The organism is Gordonia sp. NPDC003376 (assembly GCF_053589235.1).
In genome coordinates this window covers 1-19,288 of sequence record NZ_JBSFRM010000006.1, presented here as the reverse complement: position 1 = coordinate 19,288, position 19,288 = coordinate 1, and the positions used below count along the sequence as shown (strand labels likewise).

Annotated in this window: 18 protein-coding genes and 2 pseudogenes; 6 read left to right on the top strand and 14 right to left on the bottom strand. The window is 65.4% G+C overall.

The window, feature by feature from the left end; all coding sequences use genetic code 11:
* Positions 1 to 37: 37 nt before the first annotated feature.
* The 3 genes from ACWDUA_RS08405 to ACWDUA_RS08395 are packed head-to-tail and all read right to left on the bottom strand — an operon-like array spanning position 38 to position 1,447.
* Positions 38 to 802 (bottom strand): TSUP family transporter, encoded by a 765-nt coding sequence (locus ACWDUA_RS08405; RefSeq protein ID WP_449750729.1) that lies wholly within the window; start codon positions 800 to 802, stop codon positions 38 to 40.
* On the bottom strand, positions 799 to 1,275 hold the full coding sequence (locus ACWDUA_RS08400) for a RidA family protein (protein ID WP_449750554.1): 477 nt from the start codon (positions 1,273 to 1,275) through the stop codon (positions 799 to 801). Before ACWDUA_RS08400 ends, ACWDUA_RS08405 begins: the two co-directional genes overlap by 4 nt.
* 7 nt (positions 1,276 to 1,282) lie before the next feature.
* Complete coding sequence (locus ACWDUA_RS08395) at positions 1,283 to 1,447, bottom strand: DUF4177 domain-containing protein (protein WP_169798191.1); 165 nt, start codon at positions 1,445 to 1,447, stop codon at positions 1,283 to 1,285.
* Between the two features lie 57 nt (positions 1,448 to 1,504).
* Here ACWDUA_RS08395 and ACWDUA_RS08390 point away from each other — a divergent pair, with 57 nt between their 5' ends.
* Both ACWDUA_RS08390 and ACWDUA_RS08385 read left to right on the top strand, forming a co-directional pair.
* A complete protein-coding gene (locus ACWDUA_RS08390; RefSeq protein ID WP_449750553.1) occupies positions 1,505 to 2,539 on the top strand; it encodes an ArsA family ATPase in 1,035 nt (344 codons plus the stop codon).
* Positions 2,539 to 3,633: an ArsA family ATPase gene (locus ACWDUA_RS08385; protein WP_449750552.1), complete on the top strand. Its 1,095-nt coding sequence runs from the start codon at positions 2,539 to 2,541 to the stop codon at positions 3,631 to 3,633. Before ACWDUA_RS08390 ends, ACWDUA_RS08385 begins: the two co-directional genes overlap by 1 nt.
* A 137-nt stretch (positions 3,634 to 3,770) precedes the next feature.
* On the opposite strand, the gene ACWDUA_RS08380 is transcribed toward ACWDUA_RS08385, so the two are convergent.
* Positions 3,771 to 4,100: a WhiB family transcriptional regulator gene (locus ACWDUA_RS08380; protein ID WP_449750551.1), complete on the bottom strand. Its 330-nt coding sequence runs from the start codon at positions 4,098 to 4,100 to the stop codon at positions 3,771 to 3,773.
* 328 nt (positions 4,101 to 4,428) lie between these two features.
* Here ACWDUA_RS08380 and ACWDUA_RS08375 point away from each other — a divergent pair, with 328 nt between their 5' ends.
* From ACWDUA_RS08375 to ACWDUA_RS08365, 3 genes are read left to right on the top strand one after another with little or no spacing between them, the layout of a single operon-like run.
* Positions 4,429 to 6,882, top strand: a complete 2,454-nt coding sequence (locus tag ACWDUA_RS08375) for a penicillin-binding protein (RefSeq protein ID WP_449750550.1) — start codon at positions 4,429 to 4,431, stop codon at positions 6,880 to 6,882.
* A gap of 25 nt (positions 6,883 to 6,907) precedes the next feature.
* Complete coding sequence (locus tag ACWDUA_RS08370) at positions 6,908 to 7,906, top strand: metallophosphoesterase (protein ID WP_449750549.1); 999 nt, start codon at positions 6,908 to 6,910, stop codon at positions 7,904 to 7,906.
* 8 nt (positions 7,907 to 7,914) lie between these two features.
* Complete coding sequence (locus tag ACWDUA_RS08365) at positions 7,915 to 8,613, top strand: haloacid dehalogenase type II (RefSeq protein WP_449750548.1); 699 nt, start codon at positions 7,915 to 7,917, stop codon at positions 8,611 to 8,613.
* Between the two features lie 227 nt (positions 8,614 to 8,840).
* Here ACWDUA_RS08365 and ACWDUA_RS08360 read toward each other — a convergent pair whose 3' ends face one another.
* The 8 genes and pseudogenes from ACWDUA_RS08360 to ACWDUA_RS08325 all read right to left on the bottom strand — a co-directional run bounded on the left by ACWDUA_RS08360 (position 8,841) and on the right by ACWDUA_RS08325 (position 15,301).
* On the bottom strand, positions 8,841 to 9,302 hold the full coding sequence (locus tag ACWDUA_RS08360; protein ID WP_449750740.1) for a hypothetical protein: 462 nt from the start codon (positions 9,300 to 9,302) through the stop codon (positions 8,841 to 8,843).
* Positions 9,303 to 9,499: 197 nt separating this feature from the next.
* Positions 9,500 to 9,760: pseudogene (locus ACWDUA_RS08355) on the bottom strand (HIRAN domain-containing protein); the annotation flags it as partial.
* A complete protein-coding gene (locus tag ACWDUA_RS08350) occupies positions 9,757 to 10,317 on the bottom strand; it encodes a transposase (protein ID WP_449750728.1) in 561 nt (186 codons plus the stop codon). The pseudogene ACWDUA_RS08355 and the gene ACWDUA_RS08350, both read right to left, overlap by 4 nt.
* Positions 10,318 to 10,474: 157 nt before the next feature.
* A complete protein-coding gene (locus ACWDUA_RS08345; protein WP_449750547.1) occupies positions 10,475 to 11,617 on the bottom strand; it encodes a glutamate--cysteine ligase in 1,143 nt (380 codons plus the stop codon).
* An 8-nt stretch (positions 11,618 to 11,625) separates the two neighbouring features.
* Positions 11,626 to 12,288, bottom strand: coding sequence for a methionine ABC transporter permease (locus tag ACWDUA_RS08340; protein WP_449750546.1), 663 nt, complete (start codon positions 12,286 to 12,288; stop codon positions 11,626 to 11,628).
* On the bottom strand, positions 12,285 to 13,325 hold the full coding sequence (locus tag ACWDUA_RS08335) for a methionine ABC transporter ATP-binding protein (RefSeq protein ID WP_449750545.1): 1,041 nt from the start codon (positions 13,323 to 13,325) through the stop codon (positions 12,285 to 12,287). The genes ACWDUA_RS08340 and ACWDUA_RS08335 overlap by 4 nt, the downstream gene beginning before the upstream one ends.
* The gene (locus ACWDUA_RS08330) at positions 13,322 to 14,158 is read right to left on the bottom strand and encodes a MetQ/NlpA family ABC transporter substrate-binding protein (protein ID WP_449750727.1); all 837 of its coding nucleotides are present in this window, start codon (positions 14,156 to 14,158) and stop codon (positions 13,322 to 13,324) included. Before ACWDUA_RS08330 ends, ACWDUA_RS08335 begins: the two co-directional genes overlap by 4 nt.
* Before the next feature lie 795 nt (positions 14,159 to 14,953).
* On the bottom strand, positions 14,954 to 15,301 hold the full coding sequence (locus tag ACWDUA_RS08325) for a hypothetical protein (RefSeq protein WP_449750544.1): 348 nt from the start codon (positions 15,299 to 15,301) through the stop codon (positions 14,954 to 14,956).
* A gap of 162 nt (positions 15,302 to 15,463) precedes the next feature.
* Here ACWDUA_RS08325 and ACWDUA_RS08320 point away from each other — a divergent pair.
* Positions 15,464 to 16,312 (top strand): annotated as a pseudogene (locus ACWDUA_RS08320) (IS21 family transposase); the annotation flags it as partial.
* On the opposite strand, the gene ACWDUA_RS08315 reads toward ACWDUA_RS08320, so the two are convergent.
* Positions 16,299 to 16,535 carry a hypothetical protein gene (locus ACWDUA_RS08315; RefSeq protein WP_449750739.1) on the bottom strand — a complete coding sequence of 79 codons (237 nt, stop codon included), beginning with the start codon at positions 16,533 to 16,535 and terminating at the stop codon, positions 16,299 to 16,301. The pseudogene ACWDUA_RS08320 and the gene ACWDUA_RS08315 overlap by 14 nt on opposite strands.
* Positions 16,536 to 17,404: 869 nt before the next feature.
* On the bottom strand, positions 17,405 to 19,039 hold the full coding sequence (gene mdlC, locus ACWDUA_RS08310) for a benzoylformate decarboxylase (RefSeq protein ID WP_449750543.1): 1,635 nt from the start codon (positions 19,037 to 19,039) through the stop codon (positions 17,405 to 17,407).
* Between the last annotated feature and the right edge of the window lie 249 nt (positions 19,040 to 19,288).

Sequence of the window (19,288 nt, the reverse complement as noted above, 5' to 3'; positions counted from 1 at the left end):
GCCCCCTCGACTCTGCTTGTCCTGCGACCCTATCCGATCACGCGGTGAGCAGGTCGAAGGAGAGTTTGGCGACCATCACCACGACCACTCCGAGCAGGACCCAGCGGACGAACCCGCTGCCGCGGCCGAGAGCCATCCGGGCACCGAACTGGGCGCCGATCACGTTGCCCACCGCAAGGGCCGACCCGAGCAGCCACAGCACATGCCCCTGCGCGGCGAACACCAGCAGCGCACCGAGATTGGTGCCGGTGTTGATCACCTTGGCCGTCGCCGAGCTCTCCAGGAAGTTGGTCCCCACCAGCGCGGTCAGCGTGATGATCAGGAAGGTCCCCGTTCCAGGGCCCATGATGCCGTCATAGAAGGCGATCACCACACCGGCGACGACGAAGCCGGTGAGGATCGAGGTGCGGGACCGGAGTCTGCCCGCACCGGAACCGAATCGCGGATTGAGCGCGACGAACAGCCCCACCGCGACCAGCAGGGCCAGGACGATCGGGACGAACACCTGCCGGGGCAGGGTGCCGGCGACGAAGGCGCCGGCACCGGAACAGACCACGGCACAGCAGAACACCGGCGTCAGCCGACGCCAGTCGAGCCTCACGGTGCGGGCGAACCGCCAGGCCGCCGACGAGGTCCCGACCACCGCGGCCATCTTGTTGGTGGCCAGGGCGGAGGCGGGGGCGATGCCGGGTGCCGCGATCAGCAGTGCGGGGATGAGGATCAGTCCCCCACCCCCGACCACCGCATCCACCCAGCCGGCCGCCGCTGCGGCGACGACCAGCCCGGCGATCTCGATACTCAGTTGTCGGCGACCTCGACGATCAGTTCCACCTCGACCGGCGCGGCCAGCGGCAGTTCGGCGACGCCGACAGCGGAACGGGCGTGCACCCCGGCCTCGCCGAAGATCTCACCGAGCAGATCCGAGGCACCGTTGAGCACGGCCGGCTGCCCGGTGAAGCCGACCGCGGAGGCCACGAACCCGGTCACCTTCACCACGCGCACGACCGAGTCGATCCCGACCAGGCCGTCCACCGCGGCGAGCGCGTTGATGACGCACTGACGGGCACAGGCGGCCGCCTCGTCGGGCCGCACGACACCTTCGGCGGTCTCCGACACCTTGCCGCGCACCGCGAGCTCGCCGTCGACGAACGGCAGCTGCCCGGAGGTGTAGACGTGGTTGCCGGTGCGGACGGCCGGCACGTAGTTGGCCACCGGCTTGGGCGCGGTGGGCAGGGTGATACCCAGCTCGGCGAGGCGAACGGTCCAGGTGGTCATGGCCGGGTCAGCCCTTCGGACGCTTGAGGTAGGCGACGTGCTGCTCACCGGTCGGCCCCGGCAACACGCTGACCAGCTCCCACCCGTCGGCACCCCAGGTGTCGAGAATCTGCTTGGTGGCATGCGTCAGCAGCGGCACGGTCACGTACTCCCACGCGGTCACTTCACTCATGATGGTCAGCCTAACCGGTCTCACCCCTGCGCTGAGCACAGTGGATAAGGTGATCGGGTGGCTCACGACACAGCCGGCGACACCGCCGACGACCTGACCGCGGCCAATGTGTGGCCGGAGTCCGCCGCCCGCGCGCGGCTGCACTTCGTGTCCGGCAAGGGTGGAACCGGGAAGACCACGGTCGCCGCGTCCCTGGCGCTGGCGCTGGCCGGGGACGGGAAGCGCGTCCTGCTGGTGGAATGCGAGGGACGGCAGGGCATCGCCCAGCTCTTCGACATCGCCCCCCTGCCGCCCACCGACACCCGGGTCGCGACCGCCGAGGGCGGCGGCGAGGTGTGGGCGCTGGCCCTCGACATCGAGCACGCCCTGCTCGAGTACCTCGACATGTTCTACAACCTCGGTTTCGCCGGACGGGCGATGAAACGGATCGGTGCGATCGACTTCGTCACCACCGTCGCACCGGGCCTGCGTGACGTCCTGATCACCGGAAAGATCAAGGAACGCATCATCGCCTCCGACAAGGAGGGCGTGCGTCGCTATGACGCGGTGGTCGTCGACGCGCCCCCGACCGGCCGGATCGGCACCTTCCTCGACGTCACCAAGGCGATGGCCGACCTGGCCAAGACCGGTCCCATCCGCAACCAGAGCGACGGAGTGGTGCGGCTGTTGCACTCCCCGGAGACCGTGATCCACCTGGTGACGCTGCTCGAGGCGATGCCCATCACCGAGACGATCGAGGCCGTCGAGGAGCTGCGCACCAAGGAGCTCCGGATCGGCAGTCTGATCATCAACCGCGTCAGCCCGATCCACCTGCCACCGGACTCCATCGACGACATCGCCGAGGGAAGGATCGACGCACAGCGGGTGGCCGGCGGGCTGACCACCGCCGGGATCACCGCGTCGGAGGAGGATTTCGCCGGCCTGCTCACCGAGACCATCGAACACGCGTCCCGGCTGCAGGCCCAGCAGATCGCCAAGGCCCAGCTCGACGACGTGGAGGTACCCACCCTGGAACTGCCGGCGCTCGGCGACGGCATCGACCTGGGCTCCCTGTACGAACTGGCGAATCTGCTGCAGAAAGCGGGGGCGTGATGCCGCTCGACCTGAAGATGGGGGCGATGCTCGCCGACCCGGAGACCCGGGTGGTGATCTGCTGTGGCGCCGGCGGTGTCGGCAAGACCACCACGGCCGCGGCGATGGCCCTGCACGCCGCCGAGAACGGCCGGACCGTCGCGGTGCTGACCATCGACCCGGCCCGACGACTCGCCCAGTCGCTGGGGATGTCGGAGCTCACCAACGACCCGCAGCCGGTGGAGATCGACGGCACCGGAACCCTGGACGCGATGATGCTCGACATGCGCCGCACCTTCGACGAGATGGTGCTCGAATACTCCACCCCGGAGCGGGCTGCGGCGATCATGGAGAACTCCTTCTACCAGACCGTCGCCGAATCCTTCTCCGGCACACAGGAATACATGGCGATGGAGAAGCTCGGCAAGCTACTCGAGCAAAAACGCTGGGATCTGATCGTCGTCGACACCCCGCCGTCCCGGAACGCCTTGGACTTCCTCGACGCCCCACAGCGGCTCGGCTCGTTCCTGTCCGGGCGGCTGATGAAGGTGCTCGTCGGTGGGGGCCGCGGCGTGGGCCGGATGGTGACCGGGGCGATGAGTCTCGCGATGCGTGGGGTCTCGACGATCATCGGCGGCGAGATGCTGCGCGATGTCGCCACCTTCGTCCAGTCGCTGGATTCGATGTTCGGCGGATTCCAGGACCGTGCACTCAAGACCTACGAACTGCTCAAACAGCCCGGGACCCGGTTCGCGGTGGTCGCCGCGGCCGAACCCGACGCCCTGCGCGAGGCCGCGTTCTTCGTCAACCGGCTGTCCGAGGAGGCGATGCCGCTGGCCGGACTGATCCTCAACCGCACCCACCCCAACCTCACCGGGATCTCCGAGGAGGCCGCGCGGGTGGCACTCGACCACGTCGACGACGATCTGACCCGCGGGGTGCTGGCGGTGCACGCCGAGCGCGCGGCGACCGGCAAGCGTGAGCTGCACCTGCTGCAGCGGTTCACCGCATCGCATCCGCGGGTGCCGGTGGTCGGGGTGCCGTCGCTGCCGTTCGAGGTGGCCGACCGCGTCGCACTGCGGGCGGTCGCCGAACAGATCACCGGCCGGGGCTGATCGCCCTCGGCCGGCGTGTCGGTCGGTGATGGGGTTCGTGGTGTTCGGGTGGTGGGGTGTGTGTCGGCCGGCCGATGTCCGGACCGCAGGAACGAGACGGCAGGAACTCGGACTGCAGGGACTCAGACTGCAGGAACTCAGACTGCGGCGCGCTGACGGCGTTGCTGCGCCTGGAAGAAGGCCGCCCACGAGGTGACCTCGGGATGCTGACGCAGCAGGGCCCGGCGCTGACGTTCGGTCATCCCACCCCAGACACCGAACTCGACGCGGTTGTCCAGCGCGTCGGCACCACACTGCAACTGCACCGGGCAGTGCCGGCAGATGGTCGCCGCCTTGCGCTGCGCGGCTCCACGGACGAACAGGTCATCGGGATTCTCGCCGCGGCAGCGCGCCTGCGACACCCAACTCAGTCGCGCCTCCCCTGTCGATACTGCTGCTGCCGCCGCCGATACTGCCGCTGTCGCCATACCGTCACGCCCCTGTTCTGTGAATTCTCATCGCCGGACGCCATCGCCCCACGTCGAGTGCTCCCCACCCACACCGGACTCCGGTTCACGGAGTCCTCATCCGGACGTGATACGTGTGACACGTCTCCCGAATGCCTGTTAGGTGAATCACATTCTGCCCTCAATCTAGGGATCTGTGCTTGAGGCCGCAACCCCTGAACACGAAAAACTGGCACAACCGTGCACACTTGGTACGAAACCGCAGGTGAAACCCAGAATCCGTGTCCCCCGACCGGACTCCCACCCGCCGGTGACCGGGTGTTCGGGAAATCACACGTATCCTGTCGTGGTGCCAGTCTCGAAGAAGCTCGGGCCGCTCGCTGCCGCGTGTGTCCTCGCCGGTGTGCTCGTCGCCGGTCTCCTCTATCCCGTGGCCAGCGGCGTCGGACTCGTCTCGAACCGCGCCGCGTCGGCGGTCGAGAACGTCTCCTCCGAACTGCTCAACGGCACCCTGCCCGAGGTCACCACCATGACCGACTCGGCCGGGAACCCGATCGCACTGCTCTTCGACCAGTACCGCTACCAGGTCGGGTACAACGACATCTCCCCGGACATGGTCGCCGCGATCATCTCCATCGAGGACCGGCGGTTCCTCGAGCACGACGGTGTGGACTGGAAGGGCACGATCCGCGCCGCACTGAAGAACTCGTCGTCGGGCGAGGTCCAGCAGGGTGCGTCGACCCTCGACCAGCAGTACATCAAGAACTATCAACTGCTCGTGCTCGCCCGCACCGAGGCCGACCGCGAGGCCGCCACCGAGACCACCCCGGCGCGCAAGCTGCGTGAGGTCAGGATGGCGCTGACCCTCGAGCAGTCGCTCACCGAGCAGGCCAAGCGCAAGGGCATGTCCGATGCCGCCGCCAAGCAGGAGGCGAAGAAGCAGATCGTCACCCGCTATCTGAACGTGGTGCCGTTCGGCAACAACGCCTACGGCATCGAGGCGGCCGCGCAGGTGTACTTCGGCGTGCACGCCAAGGACCTGAAGGTGGAGCAGGCCGCACTGCTCGCCGGCATGGTGCAGTCGAGCAGTGCCCTGGACCCGTACACCAACCCCGAGGCCGCGATGGCCCGCCGCAACACCGTGCTCGACACGATGATCCAGAACTTCCCGGACCGCCGCGACGAACTCACCCAGGCCAAGAAGACCCCGCTCGGCGTCCTGGCCAGGGCCGACATCCCCACCCAGGGATGCATCGGCGCCGGCAACAACGGCTTCTTCTGCGACTATGCACTGCAGTTCCTGGCCGAGAACGGGATCTCCCGGGACTCGGTGCAGCGTGGCGGCTACATCATCAAGACCACGATGGACCCCGCGGTCCAGCGATCGGTGCAGCGGGCGACGCAGACGCAGGCCAGCCCGCACGCCGACGGCGTGGCCAACGTGATGACCGCGATCCGCCCGGGCACCACCTCCCATGCGGTGCTCGCGATGGCGTCCAGCCGCAACTACGGACTCGACCAGAACGCCGACGAGACCGTCCAACCGCAGCCGTTCTCGCTGGTCGGCGATGGCGCGGGCTCGGTCTTCAAGGTCTTCACCACCGCCGCCGCGATGGAGCAGGGCCTCGGGACCGGTACCAACATCCCGGTGCCGGCGTTCCTCGCAGTGGAGGGCATGGGCAACAGCGGCGGTTCCAACGGATGCCCGGCCAACGCCTACTGCGTGAAGAACGACGGACGGTACCCGGCGTCGATGTCGGTGACCCAGGCGCTCGCGCAATCACCGAACACCGCGTTCGTGAACCTGCTCAAGCAGGTGGGCGTCAAACCCACCGTCGACATGGCCGTGCGGCTGGGACTGCGGTCCTACAACACCCCGGGGACGTCGGGATACGGGGACAAGAGCATCGCCCAGTACGTCAAGGACGGGAACTTCGGTTCGTTCACCCTCGGCCCGCTCCCGGTGAACGGCGTCGAGCTCTCCAACGTGGCGGCCACCCTGGCATCCGGTGGTGTGTGGTGCCCGCCGTCGCCGATCGGGTCGATCAGCACCATCAAGCGCGACGAGAACGGCAACCCGGTCCCCGGTCCGGACGGGAACCCGACGCTCACCGGGATCCCGTTCAATCCGCCGGCCTGTGAACGCGTGGTGGAGACCGGTCTGGCCAACACCCTGGCGAACGCCCTGAGCGAGGACGACAAGGGCGGCGGCACCTCCGCGGGGGCCGCGGGGGCGATCGGATGGACCCTGCCCAGCTCGGGTAAGACCGGTACCACCGAGGCGCACCGCTCGTCGGCCTTCCTCGGGTTCACCAACAACATCGCCGGCGCCGCCTACGTCTACAGCGACGGCCCCAACCCGTCGGGAATCTGCTCGAGCCCGCTGCGGTCCTGCTACGACGGCAACCTGTACGGCGGTATGGAACCGGCCCGCACGTGGTATCAGGCGATGCTGCCGGTGGCCGACAACTTCGGCCCCACCCAGCTGCCGCCGACCGATCCGCGATACGTCGCGGGCACCGACCGAGGCCGGATCCCACAGGTCACCGGGCTGACCGCGAGCGAGGCCACCTCTCGCCTGCAGTCGGCGGGATTCAAGGTCACCCAGCTCGAGGTCGACAGCGGCAAGACCCAGGGCACGGTGGTCTTCACCGCCCCGAGCGACTCGGCACTGCCGGGCAGCACCATCACCATCTATGTGAGCAACGGCCGGCGCGCCGAGGGCCAGGGGTCCGGACAGCCCACCCAGACGACGGTGCAGGTCCCGGGTGTCGGACCGGTGGTGATCGATCTTCCGGGATGAACGCCCGCACGCGTATCCTGGGCTGATGTCCATCCTCGACTCGAATCCGGTGCAGCGTCTGTATCTTCGCCTGCCGTCGTCGACGATCGCGCGGTCGGCGACCGTGGGAGCCGGCCTCGCGGCTGCCGGGCTGTTCTATTCGACGGTGATCGAGCGCAATGCGTTCACGTTGCGGCACACCACGATGGCCGTCCTCGAGCCCGGGTCGACGCCGTTGCGGGTGTTGCACATCAGCGATCTGCACATGATGCCCGACCAGCGCCTCAAGCAGGCGTGGGTGTCCGAGCTCGACGCCCTGGAACCCGATCTGGTGGTCAACACCGGCGACAACCTCGCCCATCCACAGGCGGTGCCCGCGGTGATCCAGTCGCTCGGTGGTCTGTTGTCGCGGCCGGGTCTGTTCGTCTTCGGGTCCAACGACTACTTCGGCCCCAAGCCGAAGAACCCGTTCAAGTACTTCAAGAAGGACCACAAGCGCACCCACGGCGAGCCGTTGCCCTGGCAGGATCTGCGGGCGGCGTTCGTCGAGCGCGGCTGGCTCGACACCACCCACACCGTGCGTGAGCTCGAGATCGGCGGGGTACGTGTGGTGGCGGCCGGGGTCGACGACCCGCACATCGAGCGCGATCGGTACGACACCGTGGCCGGGCGCCCCAATCCGCTGGCACATCTGCGGCTGGGCCTGACCCATTCGCCCGAGCCCCGGGTACTCGACCGCTTCGCCGCCGACGGCTACGACCTGGTCCTGGCCGGCCACACGCATGGTGGTCAGCTGTGCCTGCCGGGTATCGGCGCATTGGTGACCAACTGCCACATCGACCGGTCCCGGGTGAAGGGTCCGTCGAGGTGGGGGGCGTCGATGCAGCTGCACGTCAGTGCGGGTTTGGGCACCTCCCCGTATGCGCCGGCGCGGTTCTGCTGCCGGCCCGAGGCCAGTCTGCTGACGCTGACCCCGGTCTCGCACGGTGACGCGTCCTTCGACGAGGACCAGTCGCTGCCGCAGCTCGCGACCGACGCCCACTGATCGTGCCGGTGACCGCAGCCGATCAGATCCGGGTCCTGGCCTTCGACACCTTCGGTACCGTCGCCGACTGGTTCACCGGTATCCGTGACGCCATGGCCGCGGAGTTGCCCGGACACGATGCGGCCGCGTTGACACGGGAGTGGCGCCGCCGGTACGCACCGATACTGGCCCGGGTGGAGTCCGGTGAGCTGCCCTGGCGTGGTCTCGACGACCTGCAGACCGAGACCTTGCGGGGTGTGCTCGCCGAATCCGGTGTCACCGCCGACGACGCCGCGGTGGCACGGCTCGTGCGCGCCTGGCGCACGATCCCCGGATGGCCCGACGCCGCACCGGGTCTGGCGCTGCTGCGTCGTCGGTTCACCGTCTGTGCGCTGAGCAACGGCAGCGTCGCACTGCTGTCGGAGATGGCCAAGCGCAACGACTTCGGCTGGGATGTCATCGGCGCCTCGAATCTGTGGCACCACTACAAACCGGCCCCCGAGACCTACCTCGGACTGGCACGGCTGCTGGAGGTCGAGCCGGCCCAGGTGATGATGGTGGCCACCCATCAGTCCGACCTCGACGCCGCCCGCTCACACGGCCTGCACACCGCCTTCATCGAGCGGCCCGCCGAGTGGGGCGGTGCCCCGAAGGACGATTCGGGCTCACCGCACAACGACTTCCACGCCCGCGACATCGAGGATCTCGCAGCACAACTGGGCGTGTGACCGGGGACCTTTCGGCCGAATCCCTTGCCGGCCATGGTCTCCGGAGGGCACCACACCTATGCGGGCGCCTGGATTCGACAGACCGCATCGCGCCGTGACCCGGCCATGAGCTTGCAGCAGATCGACTACGGTTGCCCCCGACGAGAGCATCGGCCCCAGCGGAGAGATCGAACACCTGGCACTCGTCAACGCCCTGCTGCTGCCCTCGTGTGCGCCAAGCGGAAAGACTACTGGGCGTATCCCATGCCGAGCCGTTCGCGCCGCTCAGGTGGAGTCCTCACCGCGGCCCACCACTGTGCCACCAGCTCTGGAATCAGAGGCTGCGCAGCTGTTGGAGGCCCGTCCAGCACACCGGCGTCGGCTTCGTGCGCCTTCACCGCATCGATGCGCACCTCGGCCGCCACCGCCGATCCGGTGAGATCGGCCCAGCACACCGCCGTCAATCCCCGCGACTGCAGGTGGTCGATCAGGGGAAGGAACTTTCCGCTCATCGCAGGCGTGAGCTCACCTATCTTCTCGCCGCTGATGCGCACGGCAACAACGTCCTTCGTCGTTCGTGCAGTGACGACGACGTCACGGCGCAGCGTGGCATACACCAATCCGTAGCCGTTGGCGGGCACGAACTGGGCGAGGGCGTCGAAGAAGTCCGATTCCTTGGTGACTTGCACGATTGCCGCACGCGGCAGCACGGTGTGCGGCCCACCGGCGGCGCGTTCAAGGGGATCGCGTTGGCCGGATCACGGAGTTTGATCTCGACCCGGGCATGAAGTACCGTGACCGGCGCTCTCGCCCAGTCGTCATCGGGCCACCCGTTGCCCTCCCACAGCTGAATCCGACCGCACGTGATCGCGGTGAACTCGGATCCAGCTATTCGGCGCAGAGCCGGAACCCATGCAGGCGCAAGATCCCTCGGGAGGTAACCAACGGTGTGGCCGTCGAAACGGACTGCAACGGCGTTCGAATCATGCGGGTTGTCCGGTTCGGGGACCAGGGCAACATCCATTCGCAGCTCGTCGCCCACCGCGACCCCGTGCCGTGCACAGAGCCGACAGATGGTGCCCATGTAGTGGGAGGTGCCGACTATTTCCTGATTGCACCAATCGCTGCGCTCGGCGCTCCACAGCCGGAACGTACCGGTCGTGCTCATGCCCCACGGTCCGTACCTGCGGAGTCAGTCTCCCACTCGACGTGTCGGCTCGCCACCCGCCGATCCGTCCCGGCCACTCCCACGTCCGTCATTTCGCCCCGCCACCATACCTCTATCTCGCGACGTTGGACTTGAAATACACACTCTTTCAACAGCATTGATAATACGTGAGCCACGTCGACCAAACCCAGTCGTGGTGTGGGTGGTGAATCCCGACGAGCCTGCCATTCATAAACCCCGACCGAGACACACCCAACAACTCGGAGGCCCGGACAACAGGAAAAGACGCCTTCTCCGCGTCGATCACTTCGTACGCTTGCTCTGGTGCGACGTTTCCGACGCAAAGAAGGCTGCTGCTTTTCTAGGAACTCCCGATCCATCCGCAACTCGGCCACCTCACGCCGCAACCGTTCCGACCCTGCCCGCTCATCGGCATCCACCGCCGGCGCCGTTTCATCCATCCGGGCCCTCTCGACCGCAACCCACCGGCCCAGCAACTGCTCACCCACACCGATCTCCCGCGCGACCTCGGCAATCGTGCGACCGGTGTCGATCACCCAGATGCGCAGCCTCACGCCGATACTTCACTTCGGCGTGTAACTCTTGCGCTTTGCTCCCATCACTCCGTCCTCCCTGACCAGCCTCACACCGGCCATCAGGATGTCCGGCAAATGGGGTCGACCCCAACCCCCTCTGACCGAGTTGCGAACGGTCTCAGCGCAGGCCGGTCAGGTGGTTGTCCCGGAACTCGGAGACGAGCGCACCAACCACCGCACGCAGGCTGCCCTGACGCGCCTGCGCAACGCGAAGCTGACGCAGGTAACTCGGCCCCTGGTCGACAATGGTGTGCACGCGGTGCAGATGTTCGACGCAGCCGAGTTCCTCGGCGATGGGACTCAGTGTGCCGACCAACTCGGCGATCACCTCGGTCGCCAGTCGCTCCTCGCCTTGCGCATTGGTGACCACGATCGCCTCCACGCCGTATCGGGCTGCGCGCCATTTGTTCTCACGATGAAACCAGGCGGGGAAGCGCGGAATCTCCACCCCGCGGCGGACTTCCCGGGACAGGTGCTCGGCGAGTGTCTGCGTGAAGGCCGCGATGGCGCCGATCTCGTACACGGTGGAGATACCGTCGAAGGCCCGCAACTCGATGGTGCCCCACTTGGGGGAGGGCCGGATATCCCAACGCAGATCGCCAAAGCCGTCGATCACACCGATGTGAAGCATGTCGGCCACGGATTGCTCGTACTCCGACCAGTCGGCAAAGACCGGCGGTAGCCCCGCGGTGGGGAGTTGCTGGAACATCAAGGCTCGGTTGGAGGCGTAGCCGGTGCGCTCACCCGCCCAGAACGGGCTCGACGCGCTGAGGACCTGAAACAGCGGCAGATGATTGAGAAGTCCGTTGAGAACCGGGATTACGGTGTCGGTGCGGTCGATACCCACATGGACGTGCACACCCCAGATCATCATCTGGCGGCCCCACCATTGCGTCCGGTCGATGAGTGTGTCGTAGCGGGGATTGCCCGGCGTGACCTGCTGATCGAACCATTGACTGTAGGGGTGGGTGCCAGCGGACATCACCTCTACACCGAGTGGTTCGGCGACGCTGATGACCCGGCTCGCGAGGTCCTCGAGTTCATCGGTCGCCGCACCCACCCGGTGGTGCGGGGCGGTCACCAACTCGACTGTATTGGTGAGCAACTCGCCGGTCACATGCGGAAACTCGGTGTGCCGTCCGAGGGTCGCCAGGATCTCGGGTGCGGCCGGAGCCAGCTCACCACTGCGCCGGTCCACGCAGGCGACTTCCCATTCCAGACCCAGCCGCGACCGGATCGACTCGTTGAATCGGATCGTCATTCGTCAGGTCAGCGCTGAAGTGCCTTGTTCGACAGCCAGTTTCCGAAGAACTGGGCCGCCTGCACGATGACGATGATAGCGGCAACCGCAATCCAGGTGACCCACCAGTTGAATCGCTGATAGCCGTACTGGATGGCGAAGTTTCCGAGGCCGCCTCCGCCGACCGAGCCCGCCACCGCGGTCATGTCGACGACGGTGATGAACACGAAGGTGTATCCCAGGATCAGTGGGCCGAGTGCCTCGGGTAGCAGCACGCGAGTGATGATCCGTAATGGGCTGGCGCCCAGCGCGGTCGCCGCTTCCACCACCCCCGGGTCGATCGACACCAGGTTCTGCTCCACGATGCGTGAGATCCCGAAGGTCGCGGCGATGACCAGTGCGAAGATCGCTGCACCGGTGCCGATCGTGGTGCCGACCACCTTCACGGTGAGCGGTCCGATCGCGACGATGAAAATGATGAACGGGATGGGTCGGACGAAGTTCACGATGACGTTGAGAATGTTGTACAGCCAGACATTCTCGAGAATCCCACCGCGACGAGTGGTGTACAGCAAGATGCCCAGCAGCAGCCCGAGGAATCCGCCGATCACCAGGGTGGCGACCACCATCTGCAAGGTTTGCCAGACCGATTCCCAGAAGATCGGGCGGAGCGTGTCCCAGTCGATATTCACGGTGTCTCCTCCGTATTCGATGACGCCTTGAGTCGATGCACCGCTTCGGCGACGGCATCGTCAGATCCCTTGAGTAGCAGGGTGATATTGCCCACCGACCGGCCCCGGAGGGCCGAGATTCCGCCGTAGACGAACTCGAAGGCCAGGTCGCTCGACCGGGTCACGTCGGCCAAGATCCGGCCGACCTCGGTGCTGTCGTCGATCGGGACCGAGACAAAGGTGCCTTCATAGCGTTCGCCGAGCAACGCCGCGTCCTCGGCGCTCGGCTCGCCGTGCAGCGAATGCCCGACGATGAGCTTGGTGAGGTCGGCCTGCGGAGCGGAGAAGATGTCGTACACATCGCCCTGCTCGACCAATCGGCCCTTGTCGAGGACTGCGACCCGATTGGCGATCTTGCGGACCACATCCATCTCGTGAGTGATCACCACGACAGTGATCCCGAACTCCTCGTTGACCCGTTTGAGTAGCTGCAGCACCTCATTCGTGGTCTGCGGGTCGAGCGCCGAGGTGGCTTCGTCGGCGAGGAGGATCGACGGATTGGCGGCCAAGGCGCGGGCGATGCCGACGCGTTGCTTCTGACCGCCGGACAGTTGCCGCGGCCGAGCCCACGCCTTCTCCGCGAGTCCGACGAAATGCAGCAGTTCGGCGATGCGGTCGCGGCGCTTTTCCTTGGGGTAGTTCGCGATCTCGAGGGCGAACTCGATATTCGAGTACACGGTGCGCGAGTTGAGCAGGTTGAACTGCTGAAAAACCATCGACACCCGAGTGCGTAGGCTTCGGATCTCCTTGTTGCTCAACGTCGTTATGTCGACGCCCTCGACGAGAACCTGTCCTGATGTCGGACGTTCGAGCGCGTTGATAAGCCGCACCGCGGTGCTCTTACCCGCGCCCGAACCGCCGATGATCGCGAAGATGTCGCCGGCATTGATGGTGAAGCTCACCGAATCCAGCGCATTGAAGGTGCCCTTGGCGCCTTGCAGCTTGTAGGTCTGCGTGATGTCGCGCAGTTCGATGATGGGTTGGGGTTTCTCGCTCATCGGATCTGCTTCTCCAGCCCACTCAGGATCGTCTCCAGGTCCGCCTGCGTGCGGTTGACGATGACGGCAGTGCCGCGCGATTGGCCGACCAACGCCGCGGTGACCTCGGGATCATGGAATGCCTCGACGATCTCCTTGTACAGCGGATCGTTCTTCTTGTCGGCCTGCGCGACAATCACATTGATGTAGGGCTCCGCGGCGGAGTCGTTGGGATCGTCCTTGTAGATCGCCGAGGACGGATCCAGGTCCGCATCCTGAGCGAAGTTGTTGTTGATCACCGCGGCGTCGACCGAAGGAAGCGAGGTGACCGTCTGCTGTGCGGCGATCGGGACCACCTTGACCCGGGACTCCGGCAGAACGTCGGCCGGGGTTGCCTCGATGGTGCCGCCATTGCGCAGGCTGACCAGTCCAGCCGACTGCAACACCAGCAGCGCCCTGGCCTGGTTGGTCGGATCATTCGGGATGGCCACCGACGCGCCACGTGGGATCGCGCCGATCGAGTCGAAGCGGCGGGAGTAGACGGCGAGCGGCACGATATAGGTCGAGCCGACCGGTTCGAGGTCATTCCCGGTGGAGGTGTTGTAGTCGGCAAGGAAGGCCAGATGCTGGAACAGATTCAGGTCGACCTGTCCCTGCGCAAGCGCCGGATTGACCTGGTTGGCGTCGGCGAAATTCACCGTCCGGATGGTGATTCCGCGATCCTTCGCCTTGCGGACGAAAATCGGCCAATAGTCCTGAGTTCCCTCAGTGGTTCCGATCGTCACCGCGTCGGTGTCGTCGTCGCTGCGAAAGAGTCCGGAGCTTCCGAAGAAGGTAAACCCGACCCCGATCACCAACGCCGCGACGACTAACGATGCGGCGACGATCAGGCTCTTGTCGCGTTTGGGTTTGGGCGGGAGCCACAGCGGATCCCCGGGATCGCGTTCGGCGTCACGTTGGCCGTCGCCAGGTTGGGTCACGGGGGTAATTAAACTGACGCAGGCCCTCCGCCGGGCTGCGATTCTCGAGGGCATCGACCAACGTCGCAGGTAGATGTTTTCCTGCGGGCTGGGCGATATTCGGTGGTGGGGTGAGGGGTTTCGAGGCTCGCTTCGCTCGCGCCTCAGGGAACGGAGGACTGACTCCCCGCGCTCGCACCCCCAACTCGCTGCCTGAGGCGCGAGGAGCGATAGCGACGAGCCTCGAAGGCGCCGGGCCGTTCGAGGCTCGCTTCGCTCGCACCTCAGGGACCCGTGGGCTCGTTCGCTTCGTCCGCACCTCAGCTCAAGGAACGGCGGGGCTTTGAAGACGAGGAGGCCCTGACCGGATTTCTCCTGGCCAGGGCCTCTTCTGCAATCTCAACCTTGCGTCGGGGTGGCGGGATTCGAACCCACGACCTCTTCGTCCCGAACGCCGTTACCTGGGTGTTTGCTGATGTTGGTGAGTCACGGCAGAGCTTGAAACACCTGCTCATCGGGTTTGGGACGTTTGCTGCGTATGGGGCGTGCTGGGTGCGCTGCGAACACACTGCGGACGCCCTGTGGCGGCTGGCAGCTCAGCCCCGGGGTGGCTGTCTCAACCGCACGACCCGTGGTATCGGCCGTGCCTGCCTCGCGAATGCGGGCGCGCCATCACCGAGGTTTCGCGGCCTACTTCGGAGAGGGAGCGGTGAGGCCGTCGACGAACCAGTCCGGGAACTCTTCGATCAAATCCCAGAACCAAGTCGAGTAGGAATCGTCTCGGCTAGCGGCGTCCGCGAGGTGAACTACGGTGGTACACCACGCCCAGGGCGTGTTCTTGTAGATCGACTTGTCCATCTCCGTCCTTGACGCCGGCGGCGTCTCGACGAGGATGCCATCCGTCCGATTCCAGATACGGTTGTGATCCGTGCACACGTTACGCAGGACCACCATCGCGCGGAGCACCTGGCGCGACGCGCGATGGCTGACATCCAAGCGCTGAGCCAGGGGCTTGAAGACCCCATCGGCGTCGGACACGAGACCGTACATCTTTAACGTCGTACCTGACGGCGCTCATCGAGATTCCCCACAGATGCTCATCTAAATTCCCCACCCGTGTGGCTCCGCCAGAGTAGGCGGGCCTCCCGTGATGCTGGTGGTCTCTGACCACTCACCAGCTATCTCAGGAGGCCCGCCTTCATGTTGACACGGGAGAACGATATGGAAGTACATGCACTACACAAACGGGGGTGGACGATCTCGGCGAAGGCCCGTCACACCGGGCATGACCGCAAGACGATCAGGGCCTATCTCAACGGTGACCGCAGGCCCGGCGAACGTAGGTAGCCCGAGGTTGATCCTTTCGAGCGGTGCCTGACGTATGCGACCACACGGCAGAGAGAGGATCCACATGTGTGGTCGCGCACGTTGTGCGACGAACTCGAGGGTCTTGGCTACACACAGTCCTATCAGACGCTCACCCGCCAGATCCGAGCCCGCGGTCTGCGACCGAGGTGCGAGGACTGTGCTCGGGTGACTGAGCGGGCGAACGCGATCATCGAGCATCCGCCGGGCGAAGAGACGCAATGGGATTAGGTGGAATTGCCGAGCCCACCCAGCGAATAGGGTTGGGGTTCAACAGCATTCCTGCTTGTCGGTTCGTTGTCTCATTCGGGAAAGTGGCGGGGCTATCTGGCCCCGGATATGACTCGCCCGCAGGTGATCGCCGGAATCGATCGCATCACCCGCCGACTCGGTGGGATGACCACGTCGTGGCGATTCGACCGGATGGCCACCGTGTGCCACCCCTCGACGGGGAAGTTGACCGCCGAGTTCGTCGGCGTCGCCAAACACTACGGGGTGTCAGTGGATGTGTGTCCGCCCCGTCGTGGCAACCGTCAAGGGGTGGTGGAAGAGTCCAATCACACTGCCGCGCAACGTTGGTGGCGTACCTTGCCCGACGAGACGACGCCTGAGCAAGCGCAAACCAGTTGCGACACGTTCTGCCGGACCCGATCGGATGTCCGGATGCGCGCTACCTCGGGTGGTACAGGACCTCGTTGCGGTCGTGCAGCTGATTCAGGTAGTTGTACTTCTCCAGCGCGGTCTCGAAACCGCCGATTTGCTTGTACGCGCGGGCGACCTGATCATCGAGGGTTTCGACCGCAGAAGGAAGTCGGCCGATCAGGCCCAATCGCGTTCGCTCCTCGGCCGTGAAAGCGGTTCCACGGTTAGTGATCGCATCAGCAATGGTATTCGGCTGGATTGCCATAGTGCTGCTAACTCCATTTCTGAGTGTTCCTGCCACGAAGTAGATCAGCCAGCCACCGCCGACCAGGGAATGACTACCACCGGAAACTGGCTGCTACACAAGCCGTTCTACCACAGAGCAGTCCGATCTTTTTTTCACCCTGCGCCGGACCATGTGATCGACACAGCCCACTCCACCAACTACAAGATCACAAACAATAATTTGTCACGATATTCCAGCCAGAAACGTCCACTACGAATACCAAACCAGTCGGTGGCCGCCACATCCGAGCTACCGTGTTGCGCACACGCGCCACAACGGAGTGTATCCACACATTCAAGAAATCGCCGTCCATCAGACGACAAATTGTGCCGAGTTCACATCCGAATGAGGACTTGATCCTTGACGCAGGCGACAACGCCAATGGCACCCACGCACGAGTGGATGCGCCGGCCCGGACGTCTCGCTGGGTGGCTCTCTGTGCGCGAGGTCCAGGCGGGTGGTCTGACGACTTGATTCCGCGCAATGGCCATGAGGGAAAGCCAGACTGATGACCCCGAAGTCGGCCGGCCAGGGGACTGTTTCCGAATGATCAACAGCCCGCATTTCGAGGACAAACGCCCTGCTACTGCAACAGAAGGTGAGTGGTCACAAAATCGCTTACACCACGATTCAGCGCCTTTTTCCTGAAGACCGCCTACGCCGTTCTTGCACAATGTATCAGTTCCAGAAGTTTGGGGCTCCGCTAAACGGAAAGAGCGGACGCGCCCTGGCTTGTTGGTCACCAGGCGAATCGCGGTTCAGCAGCGTCGAAGGCGGTGCGTCGAAACCGAACCCGGTTGAGATCACCGTACTCACCCCGACTTCCGACGCCCTGCCGAGCTCGTGTGTCACACCAACGGCGGAACGGTCGGGTCGATAGGAACCTCGATCACCGTCGGCCCGCGCCGGCCCGCCCACGCCTCCTGGAGCGCTACCCGAACCTCCGCCGCCGTCTTCGCGACCACGCCCGTAGCTCCGTATCCCTGCGCAACCAGATGCGGTTTCAGGCCTGGTAGATCGAGGCCTGGTACACCGGGGTTCTTCTGGAAGACCGCGAACGCCTTCAGGATTCCATACTCATGGTTGTTCGGCACCACCACGACCAGCGGAAGCTCCTGCTGGACAGCGGTATACAGTGACTGTGGTGAGAACTGCATCGACCCGTCACCGATCACCGCGACCACCGGCCGGTTGCGTCCGAGGTCACGTTCGGCGAGTGCGACGCCGACCGCGGCGGGGAGGTCCCATCCGAGCGCCCCGCTGGCCATCGCGAAATAGCTGTCGGGAGAAGTGAACTCCCACTCCGAGTGTAGATCAGCGATGTTTGACGGCGACTCCTGGACGATCACGGTATCTGCCGGGGCGGCCTCGCGCAGCACGCGGAAGAGCTGGCGAGGAGTCAGCCGGTCGTCGTCAGCAGGATCGGTGGGGCGGGCCTCTGCGGAAGCATGCGGGGCGAGGCGATGTTCCTGAGTTACGACGGTGACCGGGTTCGACCGGGGGCAGGTCAGGTCTGCGAGTCCGCGCAGTGCCAGTACGGCGTCGGACACGAGACTGTCGCCGACCGGAGCGCGTCCCGACTCGGCGGGGTCGTCAGTAACGTGCAGCAATCGGGAGCCCTCCGGGATGTAGCGTCCCGGAACCCACGGGTAGTAACGGAAGACCGGCGCCCCGACGACGAGGATCACGTCATGTCCCTCCAGTCGCTGCGACAGCAGGCCCTGGGCGAACGGCAGTCCGCCGGCATAGAGCGGGTGATTCTCCGGGAACGGCACGCGTTCGGACGAAGGGGCCGCCCATACCGGCGCCCCGACCTTGTCAGCGAGTGCGACTGCCTCGTTCCAGCCCTGGCCGCGCGCGATATCGGAACCGAAGACGAGAGCCGGGTTGGTCGCCTCGCCGAGGATACTGGCGAACTCGGCGAGACGTTGCGGGTCGGGTGCGACACGGGTCGTGACCGACCGGACCTCGGCGGGAACGGTGGTCTCGACGTCCCAGTCGTCGAGCGGTAGGGACAGTAGAACCGGGCCCTGTGGCGGCTGCATCGCGACGGCGTAGGCGCGCATGAACGCCGCCGGCACGTCCTGCGGGCGGGTCGGCTGGTACGCCCACTTGACCCACGGCCGTGCGATGACCTCAGGATCGGTGTTGGTCAGCCACGGCTCGAGCAGCAGCATCTCGCGCGTCTGCTGTCCGGCGGTGATGATGAGCGGCGTCTTGTTCTGGAACGACGAATCCAGTGTGCCCAGCGCATTGCTGATCCCGGCACCGGTGTGAACGTTGACCAGAGCGGGCTTGCGGACCACCTGCGCATAGCCGTCGGCAGCCGCTACGACGCTGGCCTCATGCAATCCGAGAATGTACCGAAAATCGTCGGGGAAGTCGGAAAGGAAAGTTTCCTCGGTAGAACCCGGATTACCGAAGATTGTGGTCAATCCCAATTCGCGCAGAAGTTGAAAAGTTGCATCGCGAACAGTGGTCACCTGTACTCCTTGGAGTAGACTTGGGGTTGTGGCGTTGTTCCTTGGCGAGGCTAGCGCAGATCCTTACCGCAACAAACGAGATAGGCATCGCCAACGGGCGTCCGAGGTGCAGATGTCTCAAAAGTCGGGCCTATTGGGCACTGATCCGTCGCCTTGATCCGTCCCGGTGTTTCCGGAGGGTTCGTCTCAAGGGAGGATGAAACCTATGGCAGCGTCTGGATCGAAGCGGTATTCGGCGGAGTTGAAGCG

Excerpts from the sequence above, each read along its gene's own strand:
- ACWDUA_RS08380 (WP_449750551.1), bottom strand. The coding sequence starts at position 4,100 with ATGGCGACAGCGGCAGTATCGGCGGCGGCAGCAGCAGTATCGACAGGG.
- ACWDUA_RS08345 (WP_449750547.1), bottom strand. The coding sequence starts at position 11,617 with ATGACGATCCGATTCAACGAGTCGATCCGGTCGCGGCTGGGTCTGGAA.
- ACWDUA_RS08315 (WP_449750739.1), bottom strand. The coding sequence starts at position 16,535 with ATGGCAATCCAGCCGAATACCATTGCTGATGCGATCACTAACCGTGGA.
- ACWDUA_RS08370 (WP_449750549.1), top strand. The coding sequence starts at position 6,908 with ATGTCCATCCTCGACTCGAATCCGGTGCAGCGTCTGTATCTTCGCCTG.
- ACWDUA_RS08400 (WP_449750554.1), bottom strand. The coding sequence starts at position 1,275 with ATGACCACCTGGACCGTTCGCCTCGCCGAGCTGGGTATCACCCTGCCC.
- ACWDUA_RS08395 (WP_169798191.1), bottom strand. The coding sequence starts at position 1,447 with ATGAGTGAAGTGACCGCGTGGGAGTACGTGACCGTGCCGCTGCTGACG.
- ACWDUA_RS08335 (WP_449750545.1), bottom strand. The coding sequence starts at position 13,325 with ATGAGCGAGAAACCCCAACCCATCATCGAACTGCGCGACATCACGCAG.
- ACWDUA_RS08385 (WP_449750552.1), top strand. The coding sequence starts at position 2,539 with ATGCCGCTCGACCTGAAGATGGGGGCGATGCTCGCCGACCCGGAGACC.